Annotated in this window: 19 protein-coding genes; 9 read left to right on the forward strand and 10 right to left on the reverse strand. The window is 66.4% G+C overall.

Annotated features, from left to right (window positions below; all coding sequences use genetic code 11):
- The first annotated feature begins 40 nt into the window (after window positions 1–40).
- The 6 genes from NWF24_RS29375 (at window position 41) to NWF24_RS29400 (ending at window position 12,014) form a co-directional block, all read left to right on the forward strand.
- A complete protein-coding gene (locus NWF24_RS29375; protein WP_258351602.1) occupies window positions 41–1,708 on the forward strand; it encodes an alpha-glucosidase in 1,668 nt (555 codons plus the stop codon).
- A gap of 5 nt (window positions 1,709–1,713) precedes the next feature.
- The gene (gene glgB / locus NWF24_RS29380; RefSeq protein ID WP_258351603.1) at window positions 1,714–3,885 is read left to right on the forward strand and encodes a 1,4-alpha-glucan branching protein GlgB; all 2,172 of its coding nucleotides are present in this window, start codon (window positions 1,714–1,716) and stop codon (window positions 3,883–3,885) included.
- Window positions 3,886–4,510: 625 nt separating this feature from the next.
- The gene (glgX, locus tag NWF24_RS29385; RefSeq protein ID WP_258351604.1) at window positions 4,511–6,598 is read left to right on the forward strand and encodes a glycogen debranching protein GlgX; all 2,088 of its coding nucleotides are present in this window, start codon (window positions 4,511–4,513) and stop codon (window positions 6,596–6,598) included.
- Window positions 6,599–6,689: 91 nt separating this feature from the next.
- Complete coding sequence (gene glgC / locus NWF24_RS29390) at window positions 6,690–7,997, forward strand: glucose-1-phosphate adenylyltransferase (RefSeq protein ID WP_258351605.1); 1,308 nt, start codon at window positions 6,690–6,692, stop codon at window positions 7,995–7,997.
- Window positions 7,998–8,014: 17 nt separating this feature from the next.
- On the forward strand, window positions 8,015–9,496 hold the full coding sequence (gene glgA, locus NWF24_RS29395) for a glycogen synthase GlgA (RefSeq protein ID WP_258351606.1): 1,482 nt from the start codon (window positions 8,015–8,017) through the stop codon (window positions 9,494–9,496).
- 34 nt (window positions 9,497–9,530) lie between these two features.
- Entirely contained in the window at window positions 9,531–12,014 is a 2,484-nt protein-coding gene (locus NWF24_RS29400; RefSeq protein ID WP_258351607.1) for a glycogen/starch/alpha-glucan phosphorylase, read from the forward strand.
- 15 nt (window positions 12,015–12,029) lie between these two features.
- Here NWF24_RS29400 and NWF24_RS29405 read toward each other — a convergent pair whose 3' ends face one another.
- The 4 genes from NWF24_RS29405 to NWF24_RS29420 all read right to left on the reverse strand — a co-directional run bounded on the left by NWF24_RS29405 (window position 12,030) and on the right by NWF24_RS29420 (window position 14,734).
- Window positions 12,030–12,500 carry an ExbD/TolR family protein gene (locus NWF24_RS29405; protein ID WP_258351608.1) on the reverse strand — a complete coding sequence of 157 codons (471 nt, stop codon included), beginning with the start codon at window positions 12,498–12,500 and terminating at the stop codon, window positions 12,030–12,032.
- A gap of 12 nt (window positions 12,501–12,512) precedes the next feature.
- The gene (locus NWF24_RS29410) at window positions 12,513–13,208 is read right to left on the reverse strand and encodes a MotA/TolQ/ExbB proton channel family protein (protein WP_258351609.1); all 696 of its coding nucleotides are present in this window, start codon (window positions 13,206–13,208) and stop codon (window positions 12,513–12,515) included.
- Between the two features lie 15 nt (window positions 13,209–13,223).
- Window positions 13,224–14,066, reverse strand: a complete 843-nt coding sequence (gene dapB / locus NWF24_RS29415) for a 4-hydroxy-tetrahydrodipicolinate reductase (protein WP_258351610.1) — start codon at window positions 14,064–14,066, stop codon at window positions 13,224–13,226.
- A gap of 104 nt (window positions 14,067–14,170) precedes the next feature.
- Complete coding sequence (locus NWF24_RS29420) at window positions 14,171–14,734, reverse strand: outer membrane protein assembly factor BamE (RefSeq protein WP_258351611.1); 564 nt, start codon at window positions 14,732–14,734, stop codon at window positions 14,171–14,173.
- A 93-nt stretch (window positions 14,735–14,827) separates the two neighbouring features.
- On the opposite strand from NWF24_RS29420, the gene fur reads away from it, so the two are divergent.
- Complete coding sequence (fur, locus tag NWF24_RS29425) at window positions 14,828–15,247, forward strand: ferric iron uptake transcriptional regulator (RefSeq protein WP_019655576.1); 420 nt, start codon at window positions 14,828–14,830, stop codon at window positions 15,245–15,247.
- Window positions 15,248–15,263: 16 nt separating this feature from the next.
- On the opposite strand, the gene hprK is transcribed toward fur, so the two are convergent.
- From hprK to NWF24_RS29445, 4 genes are all read right to left on the reverse strand, one after another.
- Window positions 15,264–16,223, reverse strand: a complete 960-nt coding sequence (hprK, locus tag NWF24_RS29430) for an HPr(Ser) kinase/phosphatase (RefSeq protein ID WP_093053985.1) — start codon at window positions 16,221–16,223, stop codon at window positions 15,264–15,266.
- A gap of 95 nt (window positions 16,224–16,318) precedes the next feature.
- The gene (locus NWF24_RS29435; RefSeq protein ID WP_258351612.1) at window positions 16,319–16,786 is read right to left on the reverse strand and encodes a PTS sugar transporter subunit IIA; all 468 of its coding nucleotides are present in this window, start codon (window positions 16,784–16,786) and stop codon (window positions 16,319–16,321) included.
- A gap of 185 nt (window positions 16,787–16,971) precedes the next feature.
- On the reverse strand, window positions 16,972–17,301 hold the full coding sequence (gene hpf, locus NWF24_RS29440) for a ribosome hibernation-promoting factor, HPF/YfiA family (RefSeq protein ID WP_056515121.1): 330 nt from the start codon (window positions 17,299–17,301) through the stop codon (window positions 16,972–16,974).
- A gap of 330 nt (window positions 17,302–17,631) precedes the next feature.
- Complete coding sequence (locus tag NWF24_RS29445) at window positions 17,632–19,752, reverse strand: ATP-dependent helicase (protein WP_258351613.1); 2,121 nt, start codon at window positions 19,750–19,752, stop codon at window positions 17,632–17,634.
- Between the two features lie 227 nt (window positions 19,753–19,979).
- Here NWF24_RS29445 and corA point away from each other — a divergent pair, with 227 nt between their 5' ends.
- Both corA and NWF24_RS29455 read left to right on the forward strand, forming a co-directional pair.
- Window positions 19,980–20,966, forward strand: a complete 987-nt coding sequence (gene corA, locus NWF24_RS29450) for a magnesium/cobalt transporter CorA (RefSeq protein ID WP_257862784.1) — start codon at window positions 19,980–19,982, stop codon at window positions 20,964–20,966.
- A gap of 76 nt (window positions 20,967–21,042) precedes the next feature.
- Complete coding sequence (locus NWF24_RS29455; RefSeq protein ID WP_258351614.1) at window positions 21,043–21,795, forward strand: YoaK family protein; 753 nt, start codon at window positions 21,043–21,045, stop codon at window positions 21,793–21,795.
- Window position 21,796: 1 nt separating this feature from the next.
- Here NWF24_RS29455 and NWF24_RS29460 read toward each other — a convergent pair whose 3' ends face one another.
- On the reverse strand, window positions 21,797–22,567 hold the full coding sequence (locus NWF24_RS29460; protein WP_258351615.1) for a 5'-methylthioadenosine/adenosylhomocysteine nucleosidase: 771 nt from the start codon (window positions 22,565–22,567) through the stop codon (window positions 21,797–21,799).
- 3 nt (window positions 22,568–22,570) lie between these two features.
- A complete protein-coding gene (locus NWF24_RS29465) occupies window positions 22,571–24,202 on the reverse strand; it encodes an ABC transporter substrate-binding protein (RefSeq protein WP_258351616.1) in 1,632 nt (543 codons plus the stop codon).
- Window positions 24,203–24,218: the final 16 nt, after the last annotated feature.

The raw sequence follows: 24,218 nt of genomic DNA on the forward strand, positions 1-24,218 counted from the left end.
ATTTCGCATGCCACAATGATTTCAGACCACAGGGACCGGCATGGGCAGCAATACCGACAGCAGCGAATGGTGGCGCGGTGCGGTGATCTACCAGATCTACCCGCGCAGCTTCATGGACAGCAACAGCGACGGCATCGGCGACCTGCCGGGCATCACGTCCCGGCTCGAGCACGTGGCCAGCCTCGGCGTCGATGCCATCTGGGTTTCTCCTTTCTTCCGTTCACCGATGAAAGACTTCGGCTACGACGTGGCCGACTACCGCGCCGTAGACCCGATGTTCGGCACGCTGGCCAACTTCGACGCCATGCTGGCGCGGATGCACGAACTGGGCCTGAAGCTCGTCATCGACCAGGTGCTGTCGCACACGTCCGACCAGCACGCCTGGTTCGCCGAGAGCCGTTCGAGCCGCGACAACCCCAAGGCCGACTGGTACGTCTGGGCCGACCCCAAGCCCGATGGCACGCCGCCCACCAACTGGCTGTCGGTGTTTGGCGGCTCCGCCTGGCAGTGGGACTCGCGGCGGCGGCAGTACTACCTGCACAGCTTCCTGGCCGAGCAGCCCGACCTCAACTTCCATTGCCCCGAAGTGCAAAGGGCCCTGCTGGGCGAGGTGCGCTTCTGGTGCGAGCGCGGCGTGGACGGCTTTCGCTTCGACGCCTGCAATCACCAGTTTCACGACGCGCAGCTGCGCGACAACCCGCCGGCCTCGCTGGCGTCGATCGGCGAAGTCAGCACGGTGCGCGCCGACAACCCCTATGCGATGCAGCAGCATCTGTACGACAAGAGCCAGCACGAGAACCTGGCGTTCCTCGAAAGCCTGCGCCGGCTGCTCGACGGCTACGGCGCGGTGGCGCTGGGCGAGGTCGGCGACGAGAACGCGCCGCCCGTCATGGCGCAGTACACCGATCGCGGCAAGCGTCTGCACCAGGCCTACAGCTTCAGCCTGCTGACGGCCGACCACAGCCCAAAGCACTTGCGCCACCAGGTCGAGGCGCTCGACGAGGCGCTCGAACCCACGAGCGGCTGGGGCTGCTGGGCGATGTCGAACCACGACGTGCCGCGCGTCGCCACGCGCTGGAGCGACGGCGGCACACCCGACACGCGCCGCGACCGGCTCTGGCTGACCCTTCTGCTCGCGCTGCGCGGCAGTGCCAGCATCTACCAGGGCGAAGAACTGGGCCTGCCCGAGGCCGAAGTGCCGTTCGAACTGCTGCAAGACCCATACGGTCGTGCGTTCTGGCCCGAGTTCAAGGGCCGCGACGGCTGCCGCACGCCGATGCCGTGGACTGCCGAGGCGCCGAACGGCGGCTTCACCACCGGCGCGCCCTGGCTGCCGGTGTACGGCCCTCACCTGCCGCTGGCCGTCGAACGGCAGGCCGCGGACTCTGGCTCGATGCTGGCGTTCAGTCGCGCGCTGCTGCACTGGCGGCGCACGCAACCGCTGCTGCGCACCGGTGGCATCCGCTTCATCGATGCGCCCGAGCCGCTGCTGCACTTCGAGCGGCGCGACGGAAAGCTCTCGCTACAGGCGGTCTTCAACTTGGGGAGCGAGCCGGTATCGATGCCGTTGCCCGACGGGCTGATGCCTCTCGTCGGACAGCCGCTTGAGCACACCGCCGTCATGCAGACCGTGGATGTAAAGCGCATGCTGACGCTGTCGCCGTACGGCGTCTTCTTCGGCACGCCCGCCGTTGAAGGACAAAGCTGACCACCATGCCCTTGAAGCCGCTGCCCGAGTCCGAAGTCCATGCGCTGATGCGCGCGGAGCACGGCGATCCGTTTTCCGTGCTGGGCCCGCACGAGAGGCCCGAGGGCCTGGAAGTGCGCGCGCTGCTACCCGGCGCGCAGCGCGTGGCCGTGGTGCATTCGCGCACCGGCTGGCCGCTGGCCATCCTCGCGCGGCACGAAGGCTCGGACCTGTTCAGCGGACTGGTTCCGGCGGCCGAGGCCCGCATGGGCTATTCGTTCCAGGTCGACTGGGAGGCGCACACCTCGCGGCTCGAAGACCCGTATCGCTTTCCGTTCGTGCTCGGCGAAACCGATGTTTGGCTGCTGGCCGAGGGCACGCACCTGCGGCCGTGGGAGCGGCTGGGCGCGCACCTGCGCGAGATGGACGGCGTGAAGGGCGTGGCCTTCGCGGTGTGGGCGCCGAATGCGCGGCGCGTGTCGGTGGTCGGCAACTTCAACAACTGGGACGGCCGGCGCCACATGATGCGACTGCGCCGCGAGTGCGGCGTGTGGGAGATCTTTGCGCCGCACGTGACCGTCGGCGACAGCTACGAGTTCGAGATCCTGTCGGCGCAGGGCGAGGTGCTGCGCAAGGCCGACCCCTTCGCGTTTTCCTCGCAGCTGCGGCCCGACACGGCCTGCGTGGTGCAGCCCCTGCCCGCGCCGGTGAAGATGCCCGAAGGCCGCGCCGCCGCGAACGAGCGCCACGCGCCGATCAGCATCTACGAAGTGCACCTGGGCTCGTGGCGCCGCAAGAACGGCCACGAATGGCTGGACTACCGCGACCTGGCCGACACGCTGGTGCCCTACGTGCGCGACCTGGGCTTCACGCACATCGAGCTGCTGCCGATCACCGAGCACCCCTTCGATGGCTCATGGGGCTACCAGCCGATCGGCCTGTACGCGCCGACCTCGCGCTTCGGCACGCCGGGCGACTTCCGGCATTTCGTCGAGGCCGCGCACGCGGCCGGACTGGGCGTGATCCTCGACTGGGTGCCCGCGCACTTTCCGACCGATTCGCACGGCCTCGGCCGTTTCGACGGCACCGCGCTGTACGAGTACGCCGACCCGCGCGAGGGCTTCCACAACGACTGGCAGACGCTGATCTTCAACTACGCCCGCACGGAGGTGCGCAACTACCTGGTCGGCAATGCGCTGTACTGGCTGGAGCGCTACGGCGTGGACGGCCTGCGCGTGGATGCGGTGGCTTCGATGCTGTACCGCGACTACAGCCGCAAGGCCGGCGAGTGGGTGCCGAACGTGCTCGGCGGACGCGAGAACCTGGAGGCCATCGACTTCCTGCGGCGCATGAACCGCGTGGTGGGTGTCGAGCGGCCGGGCGCGGTGACGCTGGCCGAGGAGTCGACGAGCTTCCCCGGCGTGACCCGCCCGCCTGAAGACGGCGGGCTGGGGTTTCACTACAAGTGGAACATGGGGTGGATGAACGACACGCTGTCGTATGCGGGCACCGACCCGGTCTACCGCAAGCACCATCACCAGCAGATCACCTTCGGGCTGATGTACGCGCACAGCGAGAACTTCGTGCTGCCGCTGTCGCATGACGAAGTGGTGCATGGGAAGGGATCGCTGATCGGGCGCATGCCCGGGGACGAGTGGCAGAGGTTTGCCGGCCTGCGCAACCTGTACGGCTATCTCTGGGCGTATCCGGGGAAGAAGTTGCTGTTCATGGGCGGGGAGTTTGCGCAGTACGCGGAGTGGAATGCGGACCGCGGCCTGGACTGGCATCTGCTGGAGCATGCCTCTCATCAAGGAGTGCGGCGGCTGGTGCGCGACTTGAACAACGTGTATCGGCACTTTCCTGCGTTGCACGAGCTTGACCATGACGGGGCGGGGTTCGAGTGGATCGTGCATGACGATGCGGATCAGTCTGTATTCGCGTTCGTACGGCGGGGGCGGGATGGGGCGTTTGTTGTGGCTGTTTGCAACTTCACGCCTGTGCCTCGGCATGGGTATCGGTTGGGGGTGCCTGTTTCGGGTTCCTACCGGGAGGTCATCAATACGGATGGGGCTGTTTATGGGGGGAGTGGGGTTGGCAATGGGGTTGTCGAAAGTGCTCCTGTTGCCTGGCATGGGAAGGTGGATTCGATCTCGATCAGCGTGCCTCCGTTGGCTACTGTGATGTGGGTGTTGGCTTGAGTTGCCTGGGTCTGGTTTGCTTTCCGAGGCCGGGTCTCGGCCCGGCGGCCGACTCACTTTCTTTTGCTTCGCCAAAAGAAAGTAAGCACAGAAAAGGCGACCCTACTGTCTGCGTCCCTTCGCTTCGCTACGGGCAACCTGCGGTGCTCAACTCCGGAGGGGGTCCGCAGAACTCGCTTCGCTCAAACAGCTGCGGCCCTGATCCCTCCTACGTCTGCGCTCCTCGGCGCAGCCAGAAGGGATTGGGGAACCCAGCAGGCCATCGCTTCGCTCGGCCGAACATCCAATACCAACAGCCAATACCAACCACCGCAGGCGCGCAGCGCCTGCGGTGGCATGGTGGCCGAGCGAAGCAAAGGCCCGAGTTGTCTCCAAGCCCCTCTGGCTGCGCCGAGGAGCGCAGCGTTTCGCGGATCAGGGCTCGCCCTTGTCTGAGCGAAGCGAGTTTGGGCGAGACCCCGCGAAACGCGAGCACCGCAGGTTGCCCCTTCGCACAGCGAAGGGGTCGCAGACAGTGGGGTCGCCTTTCTTTTGCCTACTTTTCTTTGGCGAAGCAAAGAAAAGTAGGTCGCCCGCCGGGGCGAGACCCGGCCTCGGAAAGCAAACCCATCCAAAGGCCAGCCAAATGCTGAGCGCAGGTAACCCCTTCCCCTTGGGCGCAACGTCTTCACCACAAGGCGTCAACTTCGCCCTGGCAGCCCCAACAGCAGAAGCAGTAGAGCTGTGCATCTTCGACAGCACAGGCAAGAACGAACAACAACGCCTCAAACTACCAGCGCAAACAGACGGCATCTGGCACGGCCACCTCCCCAGCGCAACTCCAGGCCTGGTCTACGGCTACCGAGTCCACGGCCCTTGGTCCCCTCACGAGGGAACCCGCTTCAACCCAGCCAAGCTACTGCTCGACCCCTACGCCCGAGAGATCGTAGGCAGCTACGACGGCAGCGACATCTTCCTTGGCCACGCCCCAGCGAATCCAGACAAGAGAGACACCCGAGACAACGCCGCAGTAGCCCTCAAAGCCCGGGTAACTGCACCCAATCCGGCACCAGCAGCCACCCCAGGCCACGCGCGCATCGCGGTAGGCGACCGCGTCCTCTACGAACTGCACGTCAAAGGCCAGACAAAGCTCCACCCCGCCATCCCCGCAGCCCTGAGAGGCACCTACGCCGGCCTGGCGGAACCCGCCGTACTCGACCACCTCCAGGCCCTGGGCATCACAACCCTGAGCCTCATGCCCGTCCAGCACCGAGCCGACGAACAGCGCCTGCTGCGCATGGGCCTGAGCAACTACTGGGGCTACACCACCATCGGCTGGTTCGCCCCCGAAGCCCGCTACTGGAGCGGCCGCCCCGGCACCACCCCCGCCGGCGAATTCCGCGCCATGGCCGACGCCATCCACGCGCGCGGCATGGAACTGGTGATCGACGTCGTCTACAACCACAGCGCCGAAACCGATGAACTCGGCCCCACGCTCTCGCTGCGCGGCATCGACAACGCGCTGTACTACCACCTGCGCCCCGACGACCGCGCCCTCTACGAGAACTGGACCGGCTGCGGCAACTGCCTCAACCTCGGCGAGCCGCGCGTGCTGCAACTGGTGATGGACAGCCTGCGCTTCTGGGCCTGCGAGATGGGCGTGGACGGCTTCCGCTTCGATCTCGCGCCGGTGCTCGGGCGCGATGCACAACGGGGGTTCGATGCGCGCGCGCCCTTCTTCGCCGCCATCGCCCAAGACCCGGTGCTCTCGCGCACGCTGCTCATCGCCGAGCCCTGGGACATCGGCCCCGGCGGCTACCGCCTCGGCGAGTTCCCGCCCGGCTGGCTCGAATGGAACGACCGCTACCGCGACACGCAGCGCGGCTTCTGGCTGCGGCAGGTCCACGACGACAAGGCAAGCCTCGGCGACTTCGCCCATCGCTTCACGGCCTCCAGCACCCAGTTTGCGCACAACGGCCGCGCGCCGACCGCGAGCGTCAACTTCGTCACCGCGCACGATGGCTTTACGCTGCGCGACCTCGTGAGCTACAACGAGCGCCACAACCTCGCCAACGGCGAGAACAACCACGACGGCCACGGCCACAACATGAGCAACAACTGCGGCGTCGAGGGCCCGAGCGACGACCCCGCCGTGCTGGCATTGCGCACCCGCCTGCAGCGCGCGCTGCTCGCCACGCTGATGCTGTCCCAGGGCACGCCCATGCTGCTGGCCGGCGACGAACTTGGCCACAGCCAGCAGGGCAACAACAACGCCTACTGCCAGGACAACGAAACCACCTGGCTTGCATGGATAGGCGCGTCCGCCCCCGGCAGCGACGCGGCCCGCATGAGCGCCTTCGTGGCGCGCCTTGCCGCCCTGCGCCGCGAGGCGCCGGCCCTGCGCAGCACTCGCTGGTGGCCGGCCGAAGCGCCGCAGGGCACGCCACCGGGCATCCGCTGGCTGCGCCCCGACGGCGAATCGATGACGCCCGCCGACTGGAACAGCACGGGCACGGCCCTTGCAATCCTCTTCGGCGATGGCACCGACGACAACAGCAGCGCGTGGCTGGTGATGGTAAACGCAGGCCCGCAGACCGTGTCCTTCACGCTGCCCGCGGGTACGTGGCGTCTGAGCCTTTCTACCGATCCCGGGCACGACCCGGGCGAGGTGGGCCAATCGCTCGGCGACACGGCACAAGTGCCTTTTTCGAGCATCGGGATTGCAAGAACGTAGGAGCCAGGCGCGCGGCGCGGTGCTAGTCTCGATGCAGAAACTCTGACGACGAATTCCAACAAGCGAACGATCGAACGAACGGAGACACAGGATGGACAACCTCACACCGCAAGCGCACCCGCAGCAGGAGCTGCAGGCCCATCAACTGGTACGCCGCACCATAGCCCTGGTGCTGGCCGGCGGGCGCGGCTCCCGCCTCAAGCAGCTGACCGACCGACGCGCCAAGCCGGCCGTGTACTTCGGCGGCAAGTTCCGCATCATCGACTTCGCGCTGTCCAACTGCCTGAACTCGGGCATACGGCGCATGGCGGTGGTCACGCAGTACAAGTCGCACTCGCTCATGCGCCACCTGCAGCGCGGCTGGAGCTTCTTGCGCGCCGAGCTCAACGAGATGGTCGACGTGCTGCCCGCGCAGCAGCGCGTAGGCGACGAGCACTGGTACCGCGGCACGGCCGATGCGGTGTTCCAGAACCTGGACATCATCCAGACCCGCTCCACCAAGCACGACTACGTGGTGGTACTTGCCGGCGACCACATCTACAAGATGGACTACTCGATCATGGTGAAAGACCATGCCGAGCACGGCCTGGGCTGCACTGTCGGCTGCATCGAGGTGCCGCGCATGGAAGCCACGGCCTTCGGCGTGATGGCCATCGACGACGGCCGCCAGATCACGGCCTTCCTGGAAAAACCCGCCGACCCGCCCGCCATGCCCGGCCACCCCGACGTGGCGCTGGCGAGCATGGGCATCTACGTGTTCGACTCCGAATACCTCTACCAGCTGCTCGAAGAAGACAGCGTCAACCCCGATTCGAGCCACGATTTCGGCAAGGACATCATTCCCCGCGCCGTGGCCCAGGGCCGCGCGCTGGCCCATCCTTTCGGCATGTCGTGCGTCACGCGGGCCTCGCGCGGACCCGACGCCAAGGCCTACTGGCGCGACGTGGGCACGATTGATGCATTCTGGGCAGCCAACCTCGATCTGGCCTCCATCACCCCGGAGCTCGACATCTATGACACGGACTGGCCCATCTGGACTTACCAGCGGCAACTGCCACCGGCCAAGTTCGTGCTCGACCGGCACGGCCAGCACGGCATGACGGTCAACACCATCGTGTCGGGCGGCTGCATCGTCTCGGGCTCCAAGGTCAGCAGCTCGGTGCTGTTCTCGGGGGTGCGCATCCATTCCTTCTGCGAAATCAACGAGGCCGTGCTGCTGCCCGACGTGGAAGTCGGCCGCGGCGCCCGGCTCAACCGGGTGGTGATCGACCGCGCCTGCGTCATACCCGACGACATGGTGATCGGCGAAGATGCCGCGGCCGACGCCGCCCGCTTCGAGCGTACCGAGAACGGCGTGGTGCTGGTCACGCGCGAGATGCTCAAACGACTGACCGCCTGAGGCCACAACGCCCCACGATGCGAATCCTCCAGGTCAGCGCCGAACTCTTTCCCCTCCTCAAGACCGGCGGCCTGGCGGACATTGCCGGCGCCCTGCCCCTGGCGCTCATGGCCGAAGGCGAGGACGCGCGCGTGCTGCTGCCGGGCTTTCCGGCCATCGTGGCGGGCGTGCGCGACCTGGCGCCCGTGGACGGTTTCAACGCGCCCTGGGGCGAGCGCTTCGGGTTGCGCCTCGGGCACATCGACATCGACGGGGCGCCCGGCATCCCGGCCTACGTGATCGACGCGCCGGCGCTCTACGGCCGGCCCGGCAATCCTTACGAAGACACCTCGCGCCAGCCCTACGGCGACAACCACCGCCGGTTCGCCCTGCTCAGCTGGGCCGCGGCGCAGCTGGCGCAAGGGCTCGATCCGCAGTGGCAGCCCGAGGTCGTGCACGCGCACGACTGGCACGCCGCGCTCGCGCCGGCCTACCTGCACTTCGCGCGGCAGGCCGGCGGCCCGCACGTAGGCAGCGTCTTCACCGTGCACAACCTGGCCTACCAGGGCATCTTCGCGCCCTGGAACTTCACCGAGCTCGGCTTGCCCGGCTCCGCGTTCCAGATGAACGGGCTCGAATACCACGGCCAGGTCTCGTTCATGAAGGGCGGCCTGTATTTCGCCGACCGGCTCACCACGGTCAGCCCGACCTACGCGCTCGAAATCCAGACGCCCGAGCAGGGCTGCGGACTCGACGGCCTGCTGCGCCAGCGCAGCGGGGTTCTCAGCGGCATCCTCAACGCGGTCGACGACAAGGTCTGGAACCCGGCGAGCGACGCCGCGCTGGTTCAGGGCTATCACACGCCCGAAGGCCGCCACATGGCCGGCAAGGCGCGCTGCAAGTCGGTGCTGCAGCATCAGCTGGGGCTGGCCGAGCGGCCGGATGCGCCGCTCTTCATCCTCGTGAGCCGGCTCACCGAGCAGAAGGGCCTGCATCTGGTGCTGGGCGGGCTCGATGCGCTGCTCGCCCAGGGCGGCCAGCTGGCGCTGCTGGGCAGCGGCGAGACCTGGCTGGAGGAAGCCTTCCGGCAGCGCGCGGCGGCGGCGCCGCAATCGGTCGGCGTCACCATCGGCTACAACGAGACGCTGGCACACCAGATGTTCGGCGCGGGCGACGTGACGCTGGTGCCCTCGCTCTTCGAGCCCTGCGGCCTCACGCAGATGTACGGCCTCAAGTACGGCAGCCTGCCGCTGGTGCGCCGCGTCGGCGGGCTGGCCGACACGGTGGTCGACAGCTCGCTCGAAGACATGGCCAGCGGCGAGGCCACGGGCTTCGTGTTCGACAGCTTCGAGGTCGCCGACTACGAGCGCGCCGTGCGCCGCGCCTTCGCGCTTTACGAGCGTGCACCCGACTGGCGGCGCGTGCGCGGCAACGCCATGCGGCGGCCGGCCGACTGGGCCACTGCAGCCGCGCAGTACATCGATGTCTACCGGCAGGCGCTCGAACAGCCGCGTGCCTGACCACCACAACAACTTCCACGCAACAAGGGCGCCCATGACGATCAAAGACTTCGCCTATGACCACCCCGACCGCGACGTCGCGGCCTTCAAGCGCGCGGTGGCCAACAAGCTGATCTACGCGGTCGGCAAGGACCCGGTCGCCGCCAGCCAGGACGACTGGCTCAACGCCACCTCGCAGGCCGTGCGCGACCAGCTGGTCGAGCGCTGGATGATGACCACGCGCGCCAACTACGCGCAGGACCTGAAGCGCGTCTACTACCTGTCGATGGAGTTCCTGATCGGGCGCACCTTCACCAATGCGCTCTTGGCCGTGGACCTCTACGACACGGTGCGCGAAGCGCTGGCCGACTTCGGCGTCGACATGGACGCGCTGGCCGAGCGCGAGCCCGACGCAGCGCTGGGCAACGGCGGCCTGGGCCGGCTCGCGGCCTGCTTTCTCGACTCGATGGCCACGCTCGGCGTGCCGGGCATGGGCTACGGCATCCGCTACGAATACGGCATGTTCCGCCAGCGCATCGTCGATGGCCAACAGGTCGAGACGCCCGACTACTGGCTCACGCGCGGCAACCCGTGGGAGTTCCAGCGGCCAGAGGTGAACTACCGCGTGCGCTTCGGCGGCCACGTTCAGAAGCGCGAGGGCACCAATGCCCCCTACGGCGCAGCCGACTGGGTCGACACGCACGACGTGCTGGCCGTGGCCTACGACACCATCATTCCGGGCTACGGCACGCAGGCCACCAACACGCTGCGGCTGTGGTCGGCGCGCGCCACCGAGGAAATCGACCTCTCGGCCTTCAACCGCGGCAACTACATGGGCGCGGTGGAGAGCAAGAACCAGTCGGAGAACGTCTCGCGCGTGCTCTACCCCGACGACTCCACGCCCTCGGGCCGCGAGTTGCGGCTGCACCAGGAGTATTTTTTCTGCAGCGCGAGCGTGCAAGACCTGCTGCGCCGCTACCTGCGCAACCACAAGACCTTCGACCAGTTGTCGGAGAAGGTCAGCATCCACCTGAACGACACGCACCCGGTGCTGGCGGTGCCCGAGCTCATGCGGCTCTTGCTCGACGAACACGGCCTTGCGTGGGACGTGGCCTGGGCGCACACGCAGAAAGTGTTCAGCTACACCAACCACACGCTGATGCACGAGGCGCTGGAGACCTGGCCGGTGGAGATGCTGGGGCGCATCCTGCCGCGGCACCTGCAGATCATCTACGACATCAACGCGAAGTTTCTCGCCACCGTGACGCAGAAGGTCGGCAACGACGTGGAGTTGATGCGCAGGCTGTCGCTGGTCGATGAAGCCGGCGAGCGGCGCGTGCGCATGGCCTACGTGGCGGTGCTGGCGAGCCACTCGATCAACGGCGTGTCGGGGCTGCACTCGGAGCTGATGAAGCAGTCGATCTTCTCGGACTTCGCGAAGATCTTTCCCGAGCGCTTCAACAACAAGACCAACGGCGTCACGCCGCGCCGCTGGCTGGCGCAGGCCAACCCGCCGCTGGCGGCGCTGCTCGATCAGCGCATCGGCAAGGGCTGGCGGCGCGACCTGTCGCAGCTCGAGGCGCTCAAGCCCATGGCCGCGCAACCGGCTTTCGCGCGCGCCTTTCGCCATGCCAAGCGCGAGAACAAGCTGCGGCTGGCCAACTGGGTCGAGCAGCACCTGAAGATCGACATCGACACCGACGCGATGTTCGACGTGCAGGTCAAGCGCATCCACGAATACAAGCGGCAACTGCTCAACGTGCTGCACGTAGTGGCGCGCTACCACCGCATCCTCGACGCGCAGGCAGCGGGAGGCCCCGTCGACATCGTGCCGCGCGTGGTGGTGTTCGCGGGCAAGGCGGCTTCGGCGTACGCAATGGCCAAGCTCGTCATCCGGCTCGTCAACGACGTGGCGAGCACCATCAACGCCGACCCGCGCGTGGGCAAGCTGCTGAAGGTGGTATTCCTGCCGAACTACAGCGTGAGCCTGGCCGAGATCATCATGCCGGCGGCCGACCTGTCGGAGCAGATTTCCACGGCGGGCACCGAGGCCTCGGGCACAGGGAACATGAAGTTCGCGCTCAACGGCGCGCTCACCATCGGCACGCTGGACGGTGCGAATGTGGAAATGCGCGAGAACGTGGGGCCGGAGAACATCTTCATCTTCGGCAACACCACGCCCGAGGTGGCCGACATCCGCGCGCGTGGCTACCAGCCGCGCGAAATCTACGAAGAGAACGCCGAACTCAAGCGCGTGCTCGACGCGATCCGCGACGGCGCGTTCTCACCGGGCGAACCGGCGCGCTACCAAGGCATCTACGACGCACTGGTGAACTGGGGCGACCACTATCTGCTGCTGGCCGATTACGCGAGCTACGTGGCCAAGCAGGCCGAGGTCGATGCGCTGTACCGCGACTCGGATGCGTGGACGCGGATGGCGATTCTCAATGTGGCGGGGATGGGGGCGTTCTCGTCGGACCGCACGATTGCGCAGTACGCGCACGAGATCTGGCACACCAAGCCGGTGGTGCTGGGCTGATGACCAGCTGACCGGTCAGCTTCCAGGCTTCTTCGGCGGCTCGGCCTCGGTCACGAAGCCGATGCGGCTCAGCCCGGCCTTGTTCGCGATGCCCATCAGCGCCACCACCTTGCCGTAGGGTACGGTCTGGTCGGCGCGCAGTTGCACTTCGGTGTCCTTGCTGTCGGCGGCGGCCTTTTCGAGGCGGGTGGCCAGTTCTTCGTCGGTCACGGACTGGTCGTTCAGGAAAACCTTGCCCGAGGCATCGACGGACAGGCTCACGAACTTGGGCGCGTCGTTGGGCTGGCCGGCGTCGGTCTGCGGCAGGTCGAGCTTGATCGAGCTGGCCATCAGCGGCGCGGTGATGATGAAGATCACCAGCAGCACCAGCATCACGTCGACCAGCGGCGTGACGTTGATGTCGGACAGCGGCCGCTGCGCGCCCGCTCCCATGGCACGCCCACCGCCGCCGGCGCTGCTACCCAATGAAGTGCGACCGAAGGCCATGGTGTGGGGTGCTCAGACCGGCATCGGCCGCGCTGGCGGCGGCGCAGCTGGCTCTGGCGGAGCGCCGAAGCTGCCCAGCAGGTCGTGCGCGAAGCCTTCGAGCTCAGCTTCGATGCGACCGATGACGCGGCCGAAGACGTTGTAGGCCAGCACGGCCGGAATGGCCACGGCCAGGCCGAAGGCCGTCATGATCAGCGCCTCGCCCACCGGGCCCGCCACCTTGTCGATGGTGAAGCCGCCGGTCTGGCCGGCAATGCCCGTCAACGCGCCGTAGATGCCCCAGACCGTGCCCAGCAATCCGACGAAGGGCGCTGTGGCGCCGACCGTGGCAAGCAGAATCTGCCCCGCCTGCAGCCGGCGCAGCGCGCCGTGCAGCGCGTCGCGCAGCACGCGCGTGAGCCGCTGGTTGCGGTCGACCGTGGCGCCCAGCGTGCCGGCCGGCGCACCGGCGGCTACGCTCTTGATGGCCGACACGGCGGGCGACACCAGCGTCGCACGGTCGAATGCCTTGAGCTTCTGCTCGGCATCGGCCAGCGTGGACGACTGCCAGAACGCCGCGATGCTGCGCAGCACGTCGCGCGTGCCGCCGCGCAACAGCCACGCCTTCCAGAGAATGATGACCCAGCTTGCGATCGACATCGCCAGCAGCAGCGCCGCCACCGAACGGCTGACGCCGTCGCCATGGGTCAGCAGATCGAGCACGCTCATCGGCGGTCCTTTTGGTTAGCGCAAGCCCAGCACGTCGTACATGTCGAACAGGCCGGCGCGCTGTTCGGCCAGGAAGCGCACCGCGCGCAGGCTGCCCTGGGCGTAGGTGGTGCGGCTCGACGACTTGTGGGTGATCTCGATGCGCTCGCCGGTGCCCGCGAACAGCACGGTGTGGTCGCCCACGATGTCGCCGCCGCGGATGGCCGAGAAGCCGATGGTGGAAGAGTCGCGCTCGCCAGTGATGCCTTCGCGGGCGTACACGGCGCAGTCCTTGAGGTCGCGGCCCAGCGCATCGGCGATGACTTCGCCCATCTTGAGCGCGGTGCCCGAGGGCGCGTCGACCTTGTGGCGATGGTGCGCCTCGATGATTTCGATGTCGTAGCCCGTCGACATGGCCTTGGCCGCCATTTCGAGCAGCTTGAAGGTGACGTTGACGCCCACGCTCATGTTGGGCGCCATCATGATCGCGATGTCTTTGGCGATCTCGGCAATCTCGGCCTTCTGCTCGTCGCTGAAGCCGGTGGTGCCGATGACGGCCTGCACGCCGAGTTCGCGGCAGGCCGCGAGGTGCGCGAGCGTGCCTTCGGGGCGGGTGAAGTCGATGAGCACCTGCGCGTCCTTCAGGCCGGTACGCAGGTCGGACACGATGGGCACGCCGCTGTCGAAGCCCAGGAAGGCGCCGGCATCGGTGCCGAGGGCCGGGCTGCCCGCGATGTCGAGTGCGCCGGCCAGTCGCAGGTCGGGCGCGTTGCGCACGGCCTCGATCAGCATGTGGCCCATGCGGCCCGAGGCCCCGGCGATAGCCACGCGGCGCGGTGCGGCGGTGGAACTGGAAGGAGTGGAGGTGGATTCAGTCACGCGGATTCAGTCTTCGAAATTTCGAAACGGCCAATGGCATGCATGGACACGGGACGGACGCCGCCTGACTGGGCGGGCGCCGCCCGCTGCTGCTTGTGCTGCGCTCAGCGCGCGGCTTCGAGCGGGGGGTAGGCGGCCGGCAACGGCGGCAGGGAGGCCGACGTGTCCGCGGCGGTGCCGGCTTTTTTCTCATCCTTGGAAGGAGCGAATTTCTTGAGCTCGTCTTCCGAGGCCTCGAGCGGCGGCACCTTGCCCGATTTTTTACGGGTGTCGAGCGTGGCGACGAATTCTTCTTCGCTGGGCATTTCGTCGCCCTCGAAGCGGTCCATGAGCTCGCCGTTGAAGAACACTGTCAGGTGGCGTTCCTGCGGGTCGACGCCCTGGCGGCGGATCGTGAACACATAGTCCCAGCGGTTGGCGTGGAACACGTCGTTCAGCAGCGAGGTACCGAGGATTTCACGCACCTGCTGGCGCGACATGCCCGGCTTGAGCGCCGCGACCTGTTCCTTCGACACGAAATTGCCCTGCACCACTTCGACTTTGTAAGGAGTTACAGCAGCCAGCGCGCCACGCGTGCGATCGCTGAAACCGCTGCAGGCACCAAGGCAGAGCGTTGCGGCAACGGCAGCAACCAGCAGCCAGGGACGGCGTTGGAGAATGGCAGGCATGGGAGGAAAAAGGGGTAGCGATATGATCGGCCATTGTAGCGGCTGGCCTTTTTCGGGGCCTTTTTGCCGCAGCCCCAGGGCGCAGGAACCAACATGGCCAACATCGACGAACTGAAGAACACCGGCCTCAAGGCCACTCTACCGCGCCTGAAGATCCTCGAGATCTTCCAGACCGGCAGCCAACGGCACATGACGGCGGAAGACGTGTTCCGCGTGCTGCTGAACGAACACTCCGACATCGGCCTGGCCACCGTCTACCGGGTGCTGACGCAGTTCGAGCAGGCCGGCATCCTCGAGCGCAGCCACTTCGAAAGCGGCAAGGCCGTCTACGAGCTGAACGAAGGCACGCACCACGACCACCTGATCTGCACTTCCTGCGGCAAGGTCGAGGAGTTCTACGACGCCGAGATCGAACGCCGCCAGCAGATGATCGCCAAGGACAAGGGCTGGATCCTGCAGGACCATGCCATGTCGCTTTATGGCCTGTGCGGAGACTGCGCGAAGAAGCGCTGATCCGTCTCCCTCGTTTTCAGTCCCCGTCGCGGGAGTTTTCCATCGCCTTGTGGTGGCGCGCCACGAAGTCGGCGTACGTGTCGATGCCGCGCAGCTGCAGGATCGAATTGCGCACCGCCGCTTCCACCAGCACGGCGATATTGCGCCCCGCCACCACCTGGATGATGACCTTGCGCACCGGGATGCCCAGCACGTCCTGCGTGAGCGGCGCCGAGGGCATGCGCTCGTAGTCGCGCTCGAAGCTGTCGCGCCGCACGAGGTGCACGATGAGCTTCAGCCGCATCTTCCGGCGCACCGCCGTCTCGCCGAAGATCGCGCGGATGTCCAGCAGGCCGATGCCGCGCACTTCGAGCAGGTTCAGCAGCAGGTCGGGGCAGCGGCCTTCGATGGTGTTCTGGTTGATGCGGAACAGGTCGACCGCATCGTCGGCCACGAGGCCATTGCCGCGCGAGATCAGCTCCAGGCCGAGCTCGCTCTTGCCCAGGCCCGACTCGCCCGTGATCATCACGCCCATGCCCAGGATGTCCATGAACACGCCGTGCATCGAGGTGCGCTCGGCAAAGTGCTTGGACAGATAGGCGCGCAGCAGGTCGATCACGAAGGCCGACGACTCGCGCGTGGCGAACAACGGCAGCTGGGCGCGCTCGCAGATGGACAGCAGCTCGTCGGGCGCAGCCTGGCCGTCGGCCAGCACCAGCATCGGCGGCTCCAGCGTGACGATGCGGGCGATGCGCCGCGCGCAGTCTTCCTCGCTGCCGCGCGTCAGGTAGGCCACCTCGCGGGCGCCCAGGATCTGCACGCGGTACGGGTGGATGTAGTTGAGATAGCCAACGAGGTCGGCCGCCGACTGTGCGCGGCTGATGACTTCGGGGTCGAACTGGCGCTCCGAAGCACCGAGCCCCGCGAGCCATTCCCAGCGGAGCGAGCCGCGGAACTCCTCGAACATGGCATCGGCGCTGATGACGGTCGGCTTCATGCGTTCAGGAGACGGCGCCCGGCGCCGGCATTGGATGAGTGACTGGAAGAAGAGCCGCGCAGCTTATCAGCAGCCGCACGCGCCGACACATGCGCTCAGGCGACTTGCGTGGACTGCCAGCCGGCGATGAGGCCGTGCAGGGCAGTGGCGTCGGTGCTGGACTTGATCTGTTCGCGCAGGCTGGCGTCGCTCAGCAGTTCGGCGATTTCAGAGAGGATTTCGAGGTGCTTCTGCGTGGCCGCTTCGGGCACCAGCAGGAAGATCAGCAGCGCGACGGGTTGCTCGTCGGGTGCGTCGAAGCCAATGGGATTGGCCAGTTGGAACACCGCCGCCATCGGCGCCTTGAGGCCCTTGATGCGGCCATGCGGAATGGCAACGCCGTGGCCCAGGCCGGTGGAGCCGAGGCGCTCACGGGCAAACAGGCTGTCGGTGATGAGGGCACGGCCCAGACCGTGAAGGCTTTCGAACAGCAGGCCGGCTTCTTCGAAAGCACGTTTCTTGCTAGTAGCGTCAACGCTCACAAGCACTTGAGCGGGCGGCAGGATGGACGCGAGGCGATTCATGGTGGGTGCAGAGCGGGGGCGATTATGCACCCGCTTGGTAAAAACCCCCAGTCCCCCTATTTACTTTCTGTCTACATGTTGTCCTGAGGCCTCGTGCTTCCCTCTGGGGGCTTGCCAAAGCCCTACCGCAACAGTCGGAAAACAAAAAGCCGCCCGAAGGCGGCCTTGATGCGAGCCGGGGGCTCTTACATCACGCGCTTGGGCGCCGCGTGATGGTGGTCCTGCAGGCGGTCCTTGTGGCGCACCACCTGGCGGTCGAGCTTGTCGACCAGCTCATCGACCGCAGCGTAGAGATCAGCGTGGCTCGACTCCGCGAACATGTCATTGCCCTTGACGTGAATGTTGCACTCCGCCCTTTGGCGGCGTTCCTTTTCCTTCTGCTTTTCCACCGTGAGGATCACCTTCACATCGACAACCTGGTCGAAATGTCGGGTGATCCGGTCCAGCTTGCTCGTGACGTAGGTGCGCAAGGCAGGGGTGACGTCGAGGTGATGACCGCTGATCGTCAAATTCATGAATGACCTCCTGGAATTGACGGTTGGGGAAATGACCGCACTACGGAATGCAGCGTGGCCGGCGAAAAACGGGAGTTTTGAGAGGGGGAACGGGAGAAGGGAAGAAGAGGAAAGAGGGGTGGGTCGATTCACTATGCCCAAGCTGTCACGGTATTGCAATACCTGAGTTGCCCGGGGTTTTGCGGCTTCGTGCGCAGCTTTTCACACGCTAGCGAATCAATAGCAGCTGGCGCTCGCGGGGCAGGCGATGCGGCGCTTCGGGAACAAATGTTTCAGCCTCGGTCCACGTGTGACCCTGCCACCGGAAGGGCCAGCAGCCCGCTCAGCGGTTCAGCGCCAGGCCGCGCGCATCCGGTTGCGCAGGTCGATCACCGCGCTCGGCGGCGGCACGGCCGGCGGGCGCTCCGGCGGAGGCGGCCAGGTCTGCTGCTCGAAGCCTTCGAGATCGGCATCGGCGATGAAGCGCGTGCGGTTGGCGTACAGGTGCCGATCGCCGCGCGCCGCCTGCTGCGTAATGTGGAAGCGCTGCGGTATCAGCAAGTGCAGGTGGTCGCGTGCCCGGGTCATCGCCACGTAGAGCAGCCGGCGCTCTTCTTCCAGCTCGTGCGCGCTCTGCGCCACGTCGGCCGGCAGGCAGCCGTCGACCACGTTGAGCACATGCACCGAATTCCACTCCTGCCCCTTGGCCGAATGGATGGTCGAGAGGATCAGGTAGTCCTCGTCGAGCAGCGGCGGCCCTGGGCGGTCGCTGGTGGCTTCGGGCGGGTCGAGCGTGAGCTCGGTAAGGAAGCGTTCGCGCGAGGCATACCCGGCAGCGAGCCGCGCGAGCTGCTCCACGTCTGCGCGCCGCACGCCGGAGGTGTCTTCGTACAGGCGCTCCAGATGCGGCAGGTACCAGTCCATCGCCAGCTCGACATCGGCCGGCCACTTCAGCGCGGGTTCGCGCAAGGCGGCGTAGGCCTCGGCAAAGTCGACCCACTGCGCGCGTGCCGCTGAAGGCGGCACGAACTCGCGCACCGCCGCGGCGGGGTCGGCCGCCTGGTCCATCGCATCGAGCAGGCGCGTGCCCGTGACAGGGCCGATGCCCGGAATCAGCTGCGTCACGCGAAAGCCTGCCATGCGCCCGCGCGGGTTCTGCGCAAAGCGCAGCACCGCGAGCAGGTCCTTCACGTGCGAGGCCTCGAGAAACTTGAGCCCGCCAAATTTCACGAACGGGATGTTGCGCCGCGCCAGCTCGAGTTCGAGCGCCGCGCTGTGCGTCGAAGTGCGAAACAGCACTGCCTGCGACTTGAGCGCCAGTCCGCCCTCGCGATGCGCCAGCACCTTGTCGGCCACCCAGCGCGCCTGCCCCGCTTCGTCGGGCACGAGCACCAGCAGCGGCTTGCCGGCCGAGGGCTTGTCGGTCCACAGCGCCTTGGCGTGCCGCTCGGCCGCATGCGCGATCACGCGGTTCGAGACATCGAGGATCGGCTGCGTCGAGCGGTAGTTGCGCTCCAGCGTGACCACGCGCGCGGCCTGCGTGAACTGCGACGGAAAGTCGAGGATGTTGCGCACCGTCGCGCCGCGAAAAGAATAGATCGACTGCGCGTCGTCGCCCACAACTGTCACGCCGCGCCCGTCGGGCTTGAGCGCCAGCAGGATCGAAGCCTGCAGCAGATTGGTGTCCTGGTACTCGTCGATCAGCACATGGTCGAAGCGCTCACCGATGTGCGCGGCCAGCGCGGGCTCGGCGGCCATCTCGGCCCAGTAGAGCAGCAGGTCGTCGTAGTCGAGTACGTTCTGCCGCTGCTTGGCCTCGACGTAGGCGCCGAACAGCTTCTTCAGTTCGGCCTCCCATTCATCGCACCAGGGAAAGGCCTCCTTCAGCACATCGGCCAGCGGTGCGCGCGTGTTCACGCAGCGCGAATAGATCGACAGGCAGGTGCCCTTGCGCGGAAAACGATTGACGGTGGAAGACAGGCCCAGCTCGTGGCGCACCAGCCCCATCAGGTCTTCGGCATCGCCGCGATCGTGGATGGTGAAGTTCTCGTCGAGCCCGATCTGCGGCGCGTACTCGCGCAACAGCCGCGCGCCGATGCCGTGGAAGGTGCCGGCCCACGGCAGCGCGGGCGGCGCCTCCGACTTCAGGCCGAGCACCCGTGCCAGCACCTGGCCTGCGCGGCGCTCCATCTCCTGCGCGGCACGGCGAGAGAAGGTCAGCAACAGCAGGCGCTGCGGATCGACACCGCCGGCAATGAGGTGTGCGACACGGTGCGCCAGCGTGCTGGTCTTGCCCGAACCTGCACCGGCAATGACGAGCAGCGGCCGCTCGTCACGCTCGGCAATGGTCGCACCCACCCCATGTTCGACCGCCGCGCGCTGCGCGTCGTTGAGCGTGGCCAGCGCGGCGGCCAGGCGCTCGGCCTGGGTCTTCGCGGCAGCGGAAAAAACGGGGAGCGCAGCGGTCTGCATGGGCACGACTTTACTGTATGCCCGTCCAGTCCAGCCACCGCGCTGCCATGTGGCCGGTGACATAATCGCGCCTCGCTGCAACCGGAGATTCTTCCCAATGGAAACCGCCCCGTCTCGGCAGCTTTCAACTCCCCTTCACTGACGCGTTTTTCTTAGCGCACGTCGGGCCCGGGAATTGAAAGCGCCCCTCCCTCGCCCATCGTTCAGTCATTCCCGGGAGTGAGCCAATGCTCAACATCTTCACGCTCGCCAACGGCCGCCTCGTTCAGGAAGAGATCGAGGCGCTCGAAGAGCTCTCCAAGTTCCAGCCGATCTGGGTCGACCTCGAGTCGCCCACGCTCGAAGAAAAGCGCTGGATCAAACAGTACTACGGCCTGTCCATTCCCGAAGACGCGATGGACGAGGACATCGAGGAGTCGGCCCGCTTTTACGAGGAAGACAACGGCGAGCTGCACATCCGCTCCGACTTCTTGATCGACGACGACGAAGACCCGCGCACCGTGCGCGTGGCCTTCATCCTCAACCAGCACAACACCGACCTGCGCAGCCGTGGCGTGCTGTTCTCGATCCACGACGAAGACGTGCCCGTGTTCCGCCTGCTGCGCATGCGCGCGCGCCGCGCACCGGGGCTGATCGAAGATGCCAAGGAAGTGATGCTCAAGCTCTTCGACGCCGACGCCGAATACTCGGCCGACACGCTGGAGAACATCTACGACGAGCTCGAAGTGGCCGGCAAGAAGGTGCTCTCGGGCAATGTCACCGACGAGCTGGCCGGCGAGGTGCTCGGCCTCATCGCGCGGCAGGAAGACTTGAACGGCCGCATCCGCCGCAATGTGATGGACACGCGCCGCGCGGTCAGCTTCATGATGCGCAGCAAGATGCTCAATGCCGAGCAGTTCGAGGAAGCCCGTCAGATCCTGCGCGACATCGAGTCGCTGGACAACCACACGGCCTTCCTGTTCGACAAGATCAACTTCCTGATGGATGCGACCGTCGGTTTCATCAACATCAACCAGAACAAGACCATCAAGATCTTCTCGGTGGCCAGCGTCGCGCTGCTGCCGCCCACGCTGATCGCGAGCATCTACGGCATGAACTTCAAGTTCATGCCGGAGCTCGACTGGGCCATGGGCTATCCGTATGCCATCGTGCTGATGGCGGCCAGCGCGCTGGTGCCGATGTGGTACTTCCGCCGGCGCGGCTGGTTGAAGTAGCAGCCAGTACAGGGCGCCGCAAGGGGCGCCGGGTGCTAGAGTGGCTGCCGGCCCAGCGCCGCCCCCGGAGAGCCCCGTGCGCAGACTTCGCTTCCTCACCAACCGCCACCGCGCGCCGTCGACCAACACCGCGCTCGGCCTGCTGCTGGCCTTCAATGCCGGGGCCGTCAACGCGGGCGGATTCCTTGTGCTGCACATGTACACCTCGCACATGACCGGTTTCGCCTCGCAATTGGCGGACGGCATCGTGCTGGGCAACCTCACCCTGCTGCTGAATGCGCTGGGCGCGATCCTGGCGTTCACGACCGGCGCCGCGGTGTGCGCGGTGCTGGTGAACTGGGCGCGGCAGCACCGGCTGCACGGCGTCTATGCGCTGCCTCTGCTGCTGGAAGCCGCGCTGATGTTTCCGTTCGGACTCGCGGGTGCCATCACGCTGACCTGGGCAACGCCGTTCGCAGTGCCGCTCACGGTGCTGCTGCTGTCGTTCATCATGGGCCTGCAGAACGCCGTGGCGTCGAAGACCTCGGGCGGCAGCACGCGCACCACCCACATGACCGGCAACATCACCGACATGGGGATCGAGCTGGGCAAGATGCTCTACTGGAACCGGCACATGCCGTCGACACCCCTGCCGGTGCGCCACGACCGCAGCAGGCTGCGCCGCTGCGGCGGGTTGGTCGGCATGTTCGTGCTCGGGGGTACGGTGGGCGCGCTCGGCTTCAAGTACGTGGGGTTCGTCTGCGTCGTGCCGCTGGCCGCCCTGCTGCTGGTGCTGTCGATCCCGCCCCTGCTTCGCGACCTTCCGCGTTGGCGGCGGATCACGCCGTAGCTCAGGCCCTTTTCGCGCCCTGAGCGGCCAGCCACGCGTTCACCAGCGCGAGGCTGTAGCGGCTCGCGACCTCGGCGACGAAGCGCGAGAAGTCGCCATGCGCCTCGTCGTCTGCCCGGTCCGAGATCGTCCGCATGGCCGCGAACGGCACGCCGTAGTCATGGCACACCTGCGCCACCGCGGCACCTTCCATCTCGACCGCGAGCGCTTCGGGCAAGCTGAGGCGCAGCGCTTCGCTTTCGGCGGCAGTCGAAACGAAGCGATCTCCACTCACCAGCAGGCCGCGATGCACCTTCGGCGACTGGAGGCCGAACTCGTCGACGGCCTCCTGCCCCACCAGGGCCACCGGGTCATGCAGCGTCACTTTGGCAACGCCCGCCAATGCATCACTGATCGCCGCATCGGCCGTAAAGCGCGAAAGGCCCAGCAAGGGCACTTCGTATTTCGGAAAGATGGGCGAGGCATCGAGGTCGTGCTGCAGCAACTGCGTGGCAACGACCACGTCGCCGACATTCACCCCCGGTGCGAGTCCACCTGCGACGCCGGTGAAGACGATGGCCCCGACGGCGAATCGCTCGAGCAGCATCGTGGCCGTCACCGCCGCCGCGACCTTGCCGATGCGCGACAGCACCGCGACCACAGGCTGGCCATGCAGATGGCCGACCCAGAAGTCTCGCCCGGCGATGCGCACGCGCTGCTCATCGGGCATCTGCGCGAGGAGCGCGCTCAGCTCCTCGTGCATTGCCGCGACGATGGCGATGGGCGCAACCACCTGTTACTTGATGTCCACGCCGTAGAAGGTGTGGCGCCCGAACGGGCTCAGTTTGAAATCGACCACTTCCTTGCGCACCGGCTTCAGCTGCACCGCATGCGCGATCGTGAACCACGGCGCCTGCTCCTTGAAGATCACCTGGGCCTTCTTGTAGAGCGCGTCGCGGTCGGCCTGCTTGGTCGTGCTTTTGGCCTTCACCACGAGGTCTTCATACGGCTGGTAGCAGAACTTCGAGATGTTGCTGCCGCTGGCCGACTTGGCCGAAGCACAACCCAGCAGCGTGTACATGAAGTTGTCCGGGTCGCCGTTGTCGCCGGTCCAGCCCAGCATGCCCATCTGGTGCTCGCCAGCCTGCAGGCGCTTGCGATACTCGCCCCACTCGAAGCTCTTGATCTCGGCCTTGACGTTGATCTTGGCGAGGTCTGCCTGCATCAGCTCGGCGATGCGCTTGGCGTTCGGGTTGTACGGGCGCTGCACCGGCATGGCCCACAGGTCGGTCGAGAAGCCGTCGGGGAAGCCGGCCTGCGCCAGCAGCTTCTTGGCGGCTTCGGGATCGTACGGGTCGTCCTTCACGGCATCGTTATAGGACCACATGGTGGGCGGAATCGGGTTCTTCGCGGCCACGCCGGTCGAGAGATACACGCCGTCGATGATGGCCTTCTTGTTGATCGCCATGTTGATGGCCTTGCGCACGCGCACGTCGTCGAAGGGCTTCTTCGTCGTGTTGTACGAGAGGTAGCCGACGTTCAAGCCGGGCTGCTCCAGCAGCTGCACGTTCGGGTCCTTGCGGATCGCGTCAAGGTCGGCCGGGTTCGGGTACGGCATGACGTGGCACTCGCCCTTCTGCAGCTTGGCCCAGCGCACCGAGGCGTCGGGCGTGATCGCGAACACGAGGTCGTCGATCTTCGCCTTGCCGCCCCAGTATTGCGGGAAGGCCTTGAAGCGGATGATCGCGTCCTTCTGGTACTGCACAAGGTAGAAGGGGCCGGTGCCGATCGGGTCCTGGTCGACCTTCTCGGGCGTGCCGGCCTTCAGCATGGCAATGGCGTATTCCTTCGACTGGATGCCCGCGTACTGCATGGCCAGGTTTGCGAGGAACGGCGCCTCGGGCTGGTTGAGCACGATCTTCACCGTGTAGTCGTCGATGCGGTCCACCGTCTTCAGCAGCTTGGGCATGCCCATGTCGTTGAAGTAGGAGTGGTTCTGGCTCGTGACCTTGAAGAAGGGATCGCTCTCCTTCCACTGGCGCTCGAGCATGAAGATGAAGTCGTCGGCGTTGAAGTCGCGCGTGGGCTTGAAGCTCTTGCTCGTGGTGTGCCACTTCACGCCCTTGCGCAGGTGGAAGGTGTAGACCGTGCCGTCGGCGGAGATGTCCCATTTCTCGGCCAGGCCCGGCACGACCTTGGTGCCACCGCGCTCGAACTCGACGATGGTGTTGTAGACCTGCGTGGTCACGTCGAACGAGGTGCCGGTGGTGTTCATCCCCGGGTAGAAGTTCTCGGGGCTGCCTTCCGAGCAATACACCAGCGTCTTGGCAGACACTGCGCCACAGGCCAGGGTAAGGGCCGCAAGCGCTGTCGGTGCCAGGAGCGCCAGGCTTCGTGAGCGGCGCGAAACGGTGGGCTGGGTCTTCATATGGACTCCTTGAGAC

It is taken from the genome of Variovorax paradoxus, from assembly GCF_024734665.1.
Lineage (GTDB): Bacteria > Pseudomonadota > Gammaproteobacteria > Burkholderiales > Burkholderiaceae_C > Variovorax.

What these genes read in the sequence shown, in the direction of transcription:
- NWF24_RS29375 (WP_258351602.1), top strand. Translation starts at nt 41, where the DNA reads ATGGGCAGCAATACCGACAGCAGCGAATGGTGGCGCGGTGCGGTGATC.
- glgB (WP_258351603.1), top strand. Translation starts at nt 1,714, where the DNA reads ATGCCCTTGAAGCCGCTGCCCGAGTCCGAAGTCCATGCGCTGATGCGC.
- glgX (WP_258351604.1), top strand. Translation starts at nt 4,511, where the DNA reads ATGCTGAGCGCAGGTAACCCCTTCCCCTTGGGCGCAACGTCTTCACCA.
- glgC (WP_258351605.1), top strand. Translation starts at nt 6,690, where the DNA reads ATGGACAACCTCACACCGCAAGCGCACCCGCAGCAGGAGCTGCAGGCC.
- glgA (WP_258351606.1), top strand. Translation starts at nt 8,015, where the DNA reads ATGCGAATCCTCCAGGTCAGCGCCGAACTCTTTCCCCTCCTCAAGACC.
- NWF24_RS29400 (WP_258351607.1), top strand. Translation starts at nt 9,531, where the DNA reads ATGACGATCAAAGACTTCGCCTATGACCACCCCGACCGCGACGTCGCG.
- NWF24_RS29405 (WP_258351608.1), bottom strand. Translation starts at nt 12,500, where the DNA reads ATGGCCTTCGGTCGCACTTCATTGGGTAGCAGCGCCGGCGGCGGTGGG.
- NWF24_RS29410 (WP_258351609.1), bottom strand. Translation starts at nt 13,208, where the DNA reads ATGAGCGTGCTCGATCTGCTGACCCATGGCGACGGCGTCAGCCGTTCG.
- NWF24_RS29420 (WP_258351611.1), bottom strand. Translation starts at nt 14,734, where the DNA reads ATGCCTGCCATTCTCCAACGCCGTCCCTGGCTGCTGGTTGCTGCCGTT.
- fur (WP_019655576.1), top strand. Translation starts at nt 14,828, where the DNA reads ATGGCCAACATCGACGAACTGAAGAACACCGGCCTCAAGGCCACTCTA.
- hprK (WP_093053985.1), bottom strand. Translation starts at nt 16,223, where the DNA reads ATGAAGCCGACCGTCATCAGCGCCGATGCCATGTTCGAGGAGTTCCGC.
- NWF24_RS29435 (WP_258351612.1), bottom strand. Translation starts at nt 16,786, where the DNA reads ATGAATCGCCTCGCGTCCATCCTGCCGCCCGCTCAAGTGCTTGTGAGC.
- hpf (WP_056515121.1), bottom strand. Translation starts at nt 17,301, where the DNA reads ATGAATTTGACGATCAGCGGTCATCACCTCGACGTCACCCCTGCCTTG.
- NWF24_RS29445 (WP_258351613.1), bottom strand. Translation starts at nt 19,752, where the DNA reads ATGCAGACCGCTGCGCTCCCCGTTTTTTCCGCTGCCGCGAAGACCCAG.
- corA (WP_257862784.1), top strand. Translation starts at nt 19,980, where the DNA reads ATGCTCAACATCTTCACGCTCGCCAACGGCCGCCTCGTTCAGGAAGAG.
- NWF24_RS29465 (WP_258351616.1), bottom strand. Translation starts at nt 24,202, where the DNA reads ATGAAGACCCAGCCCACCGTTTCGCGCCGCTCACGAAGCCTGGCGCTC.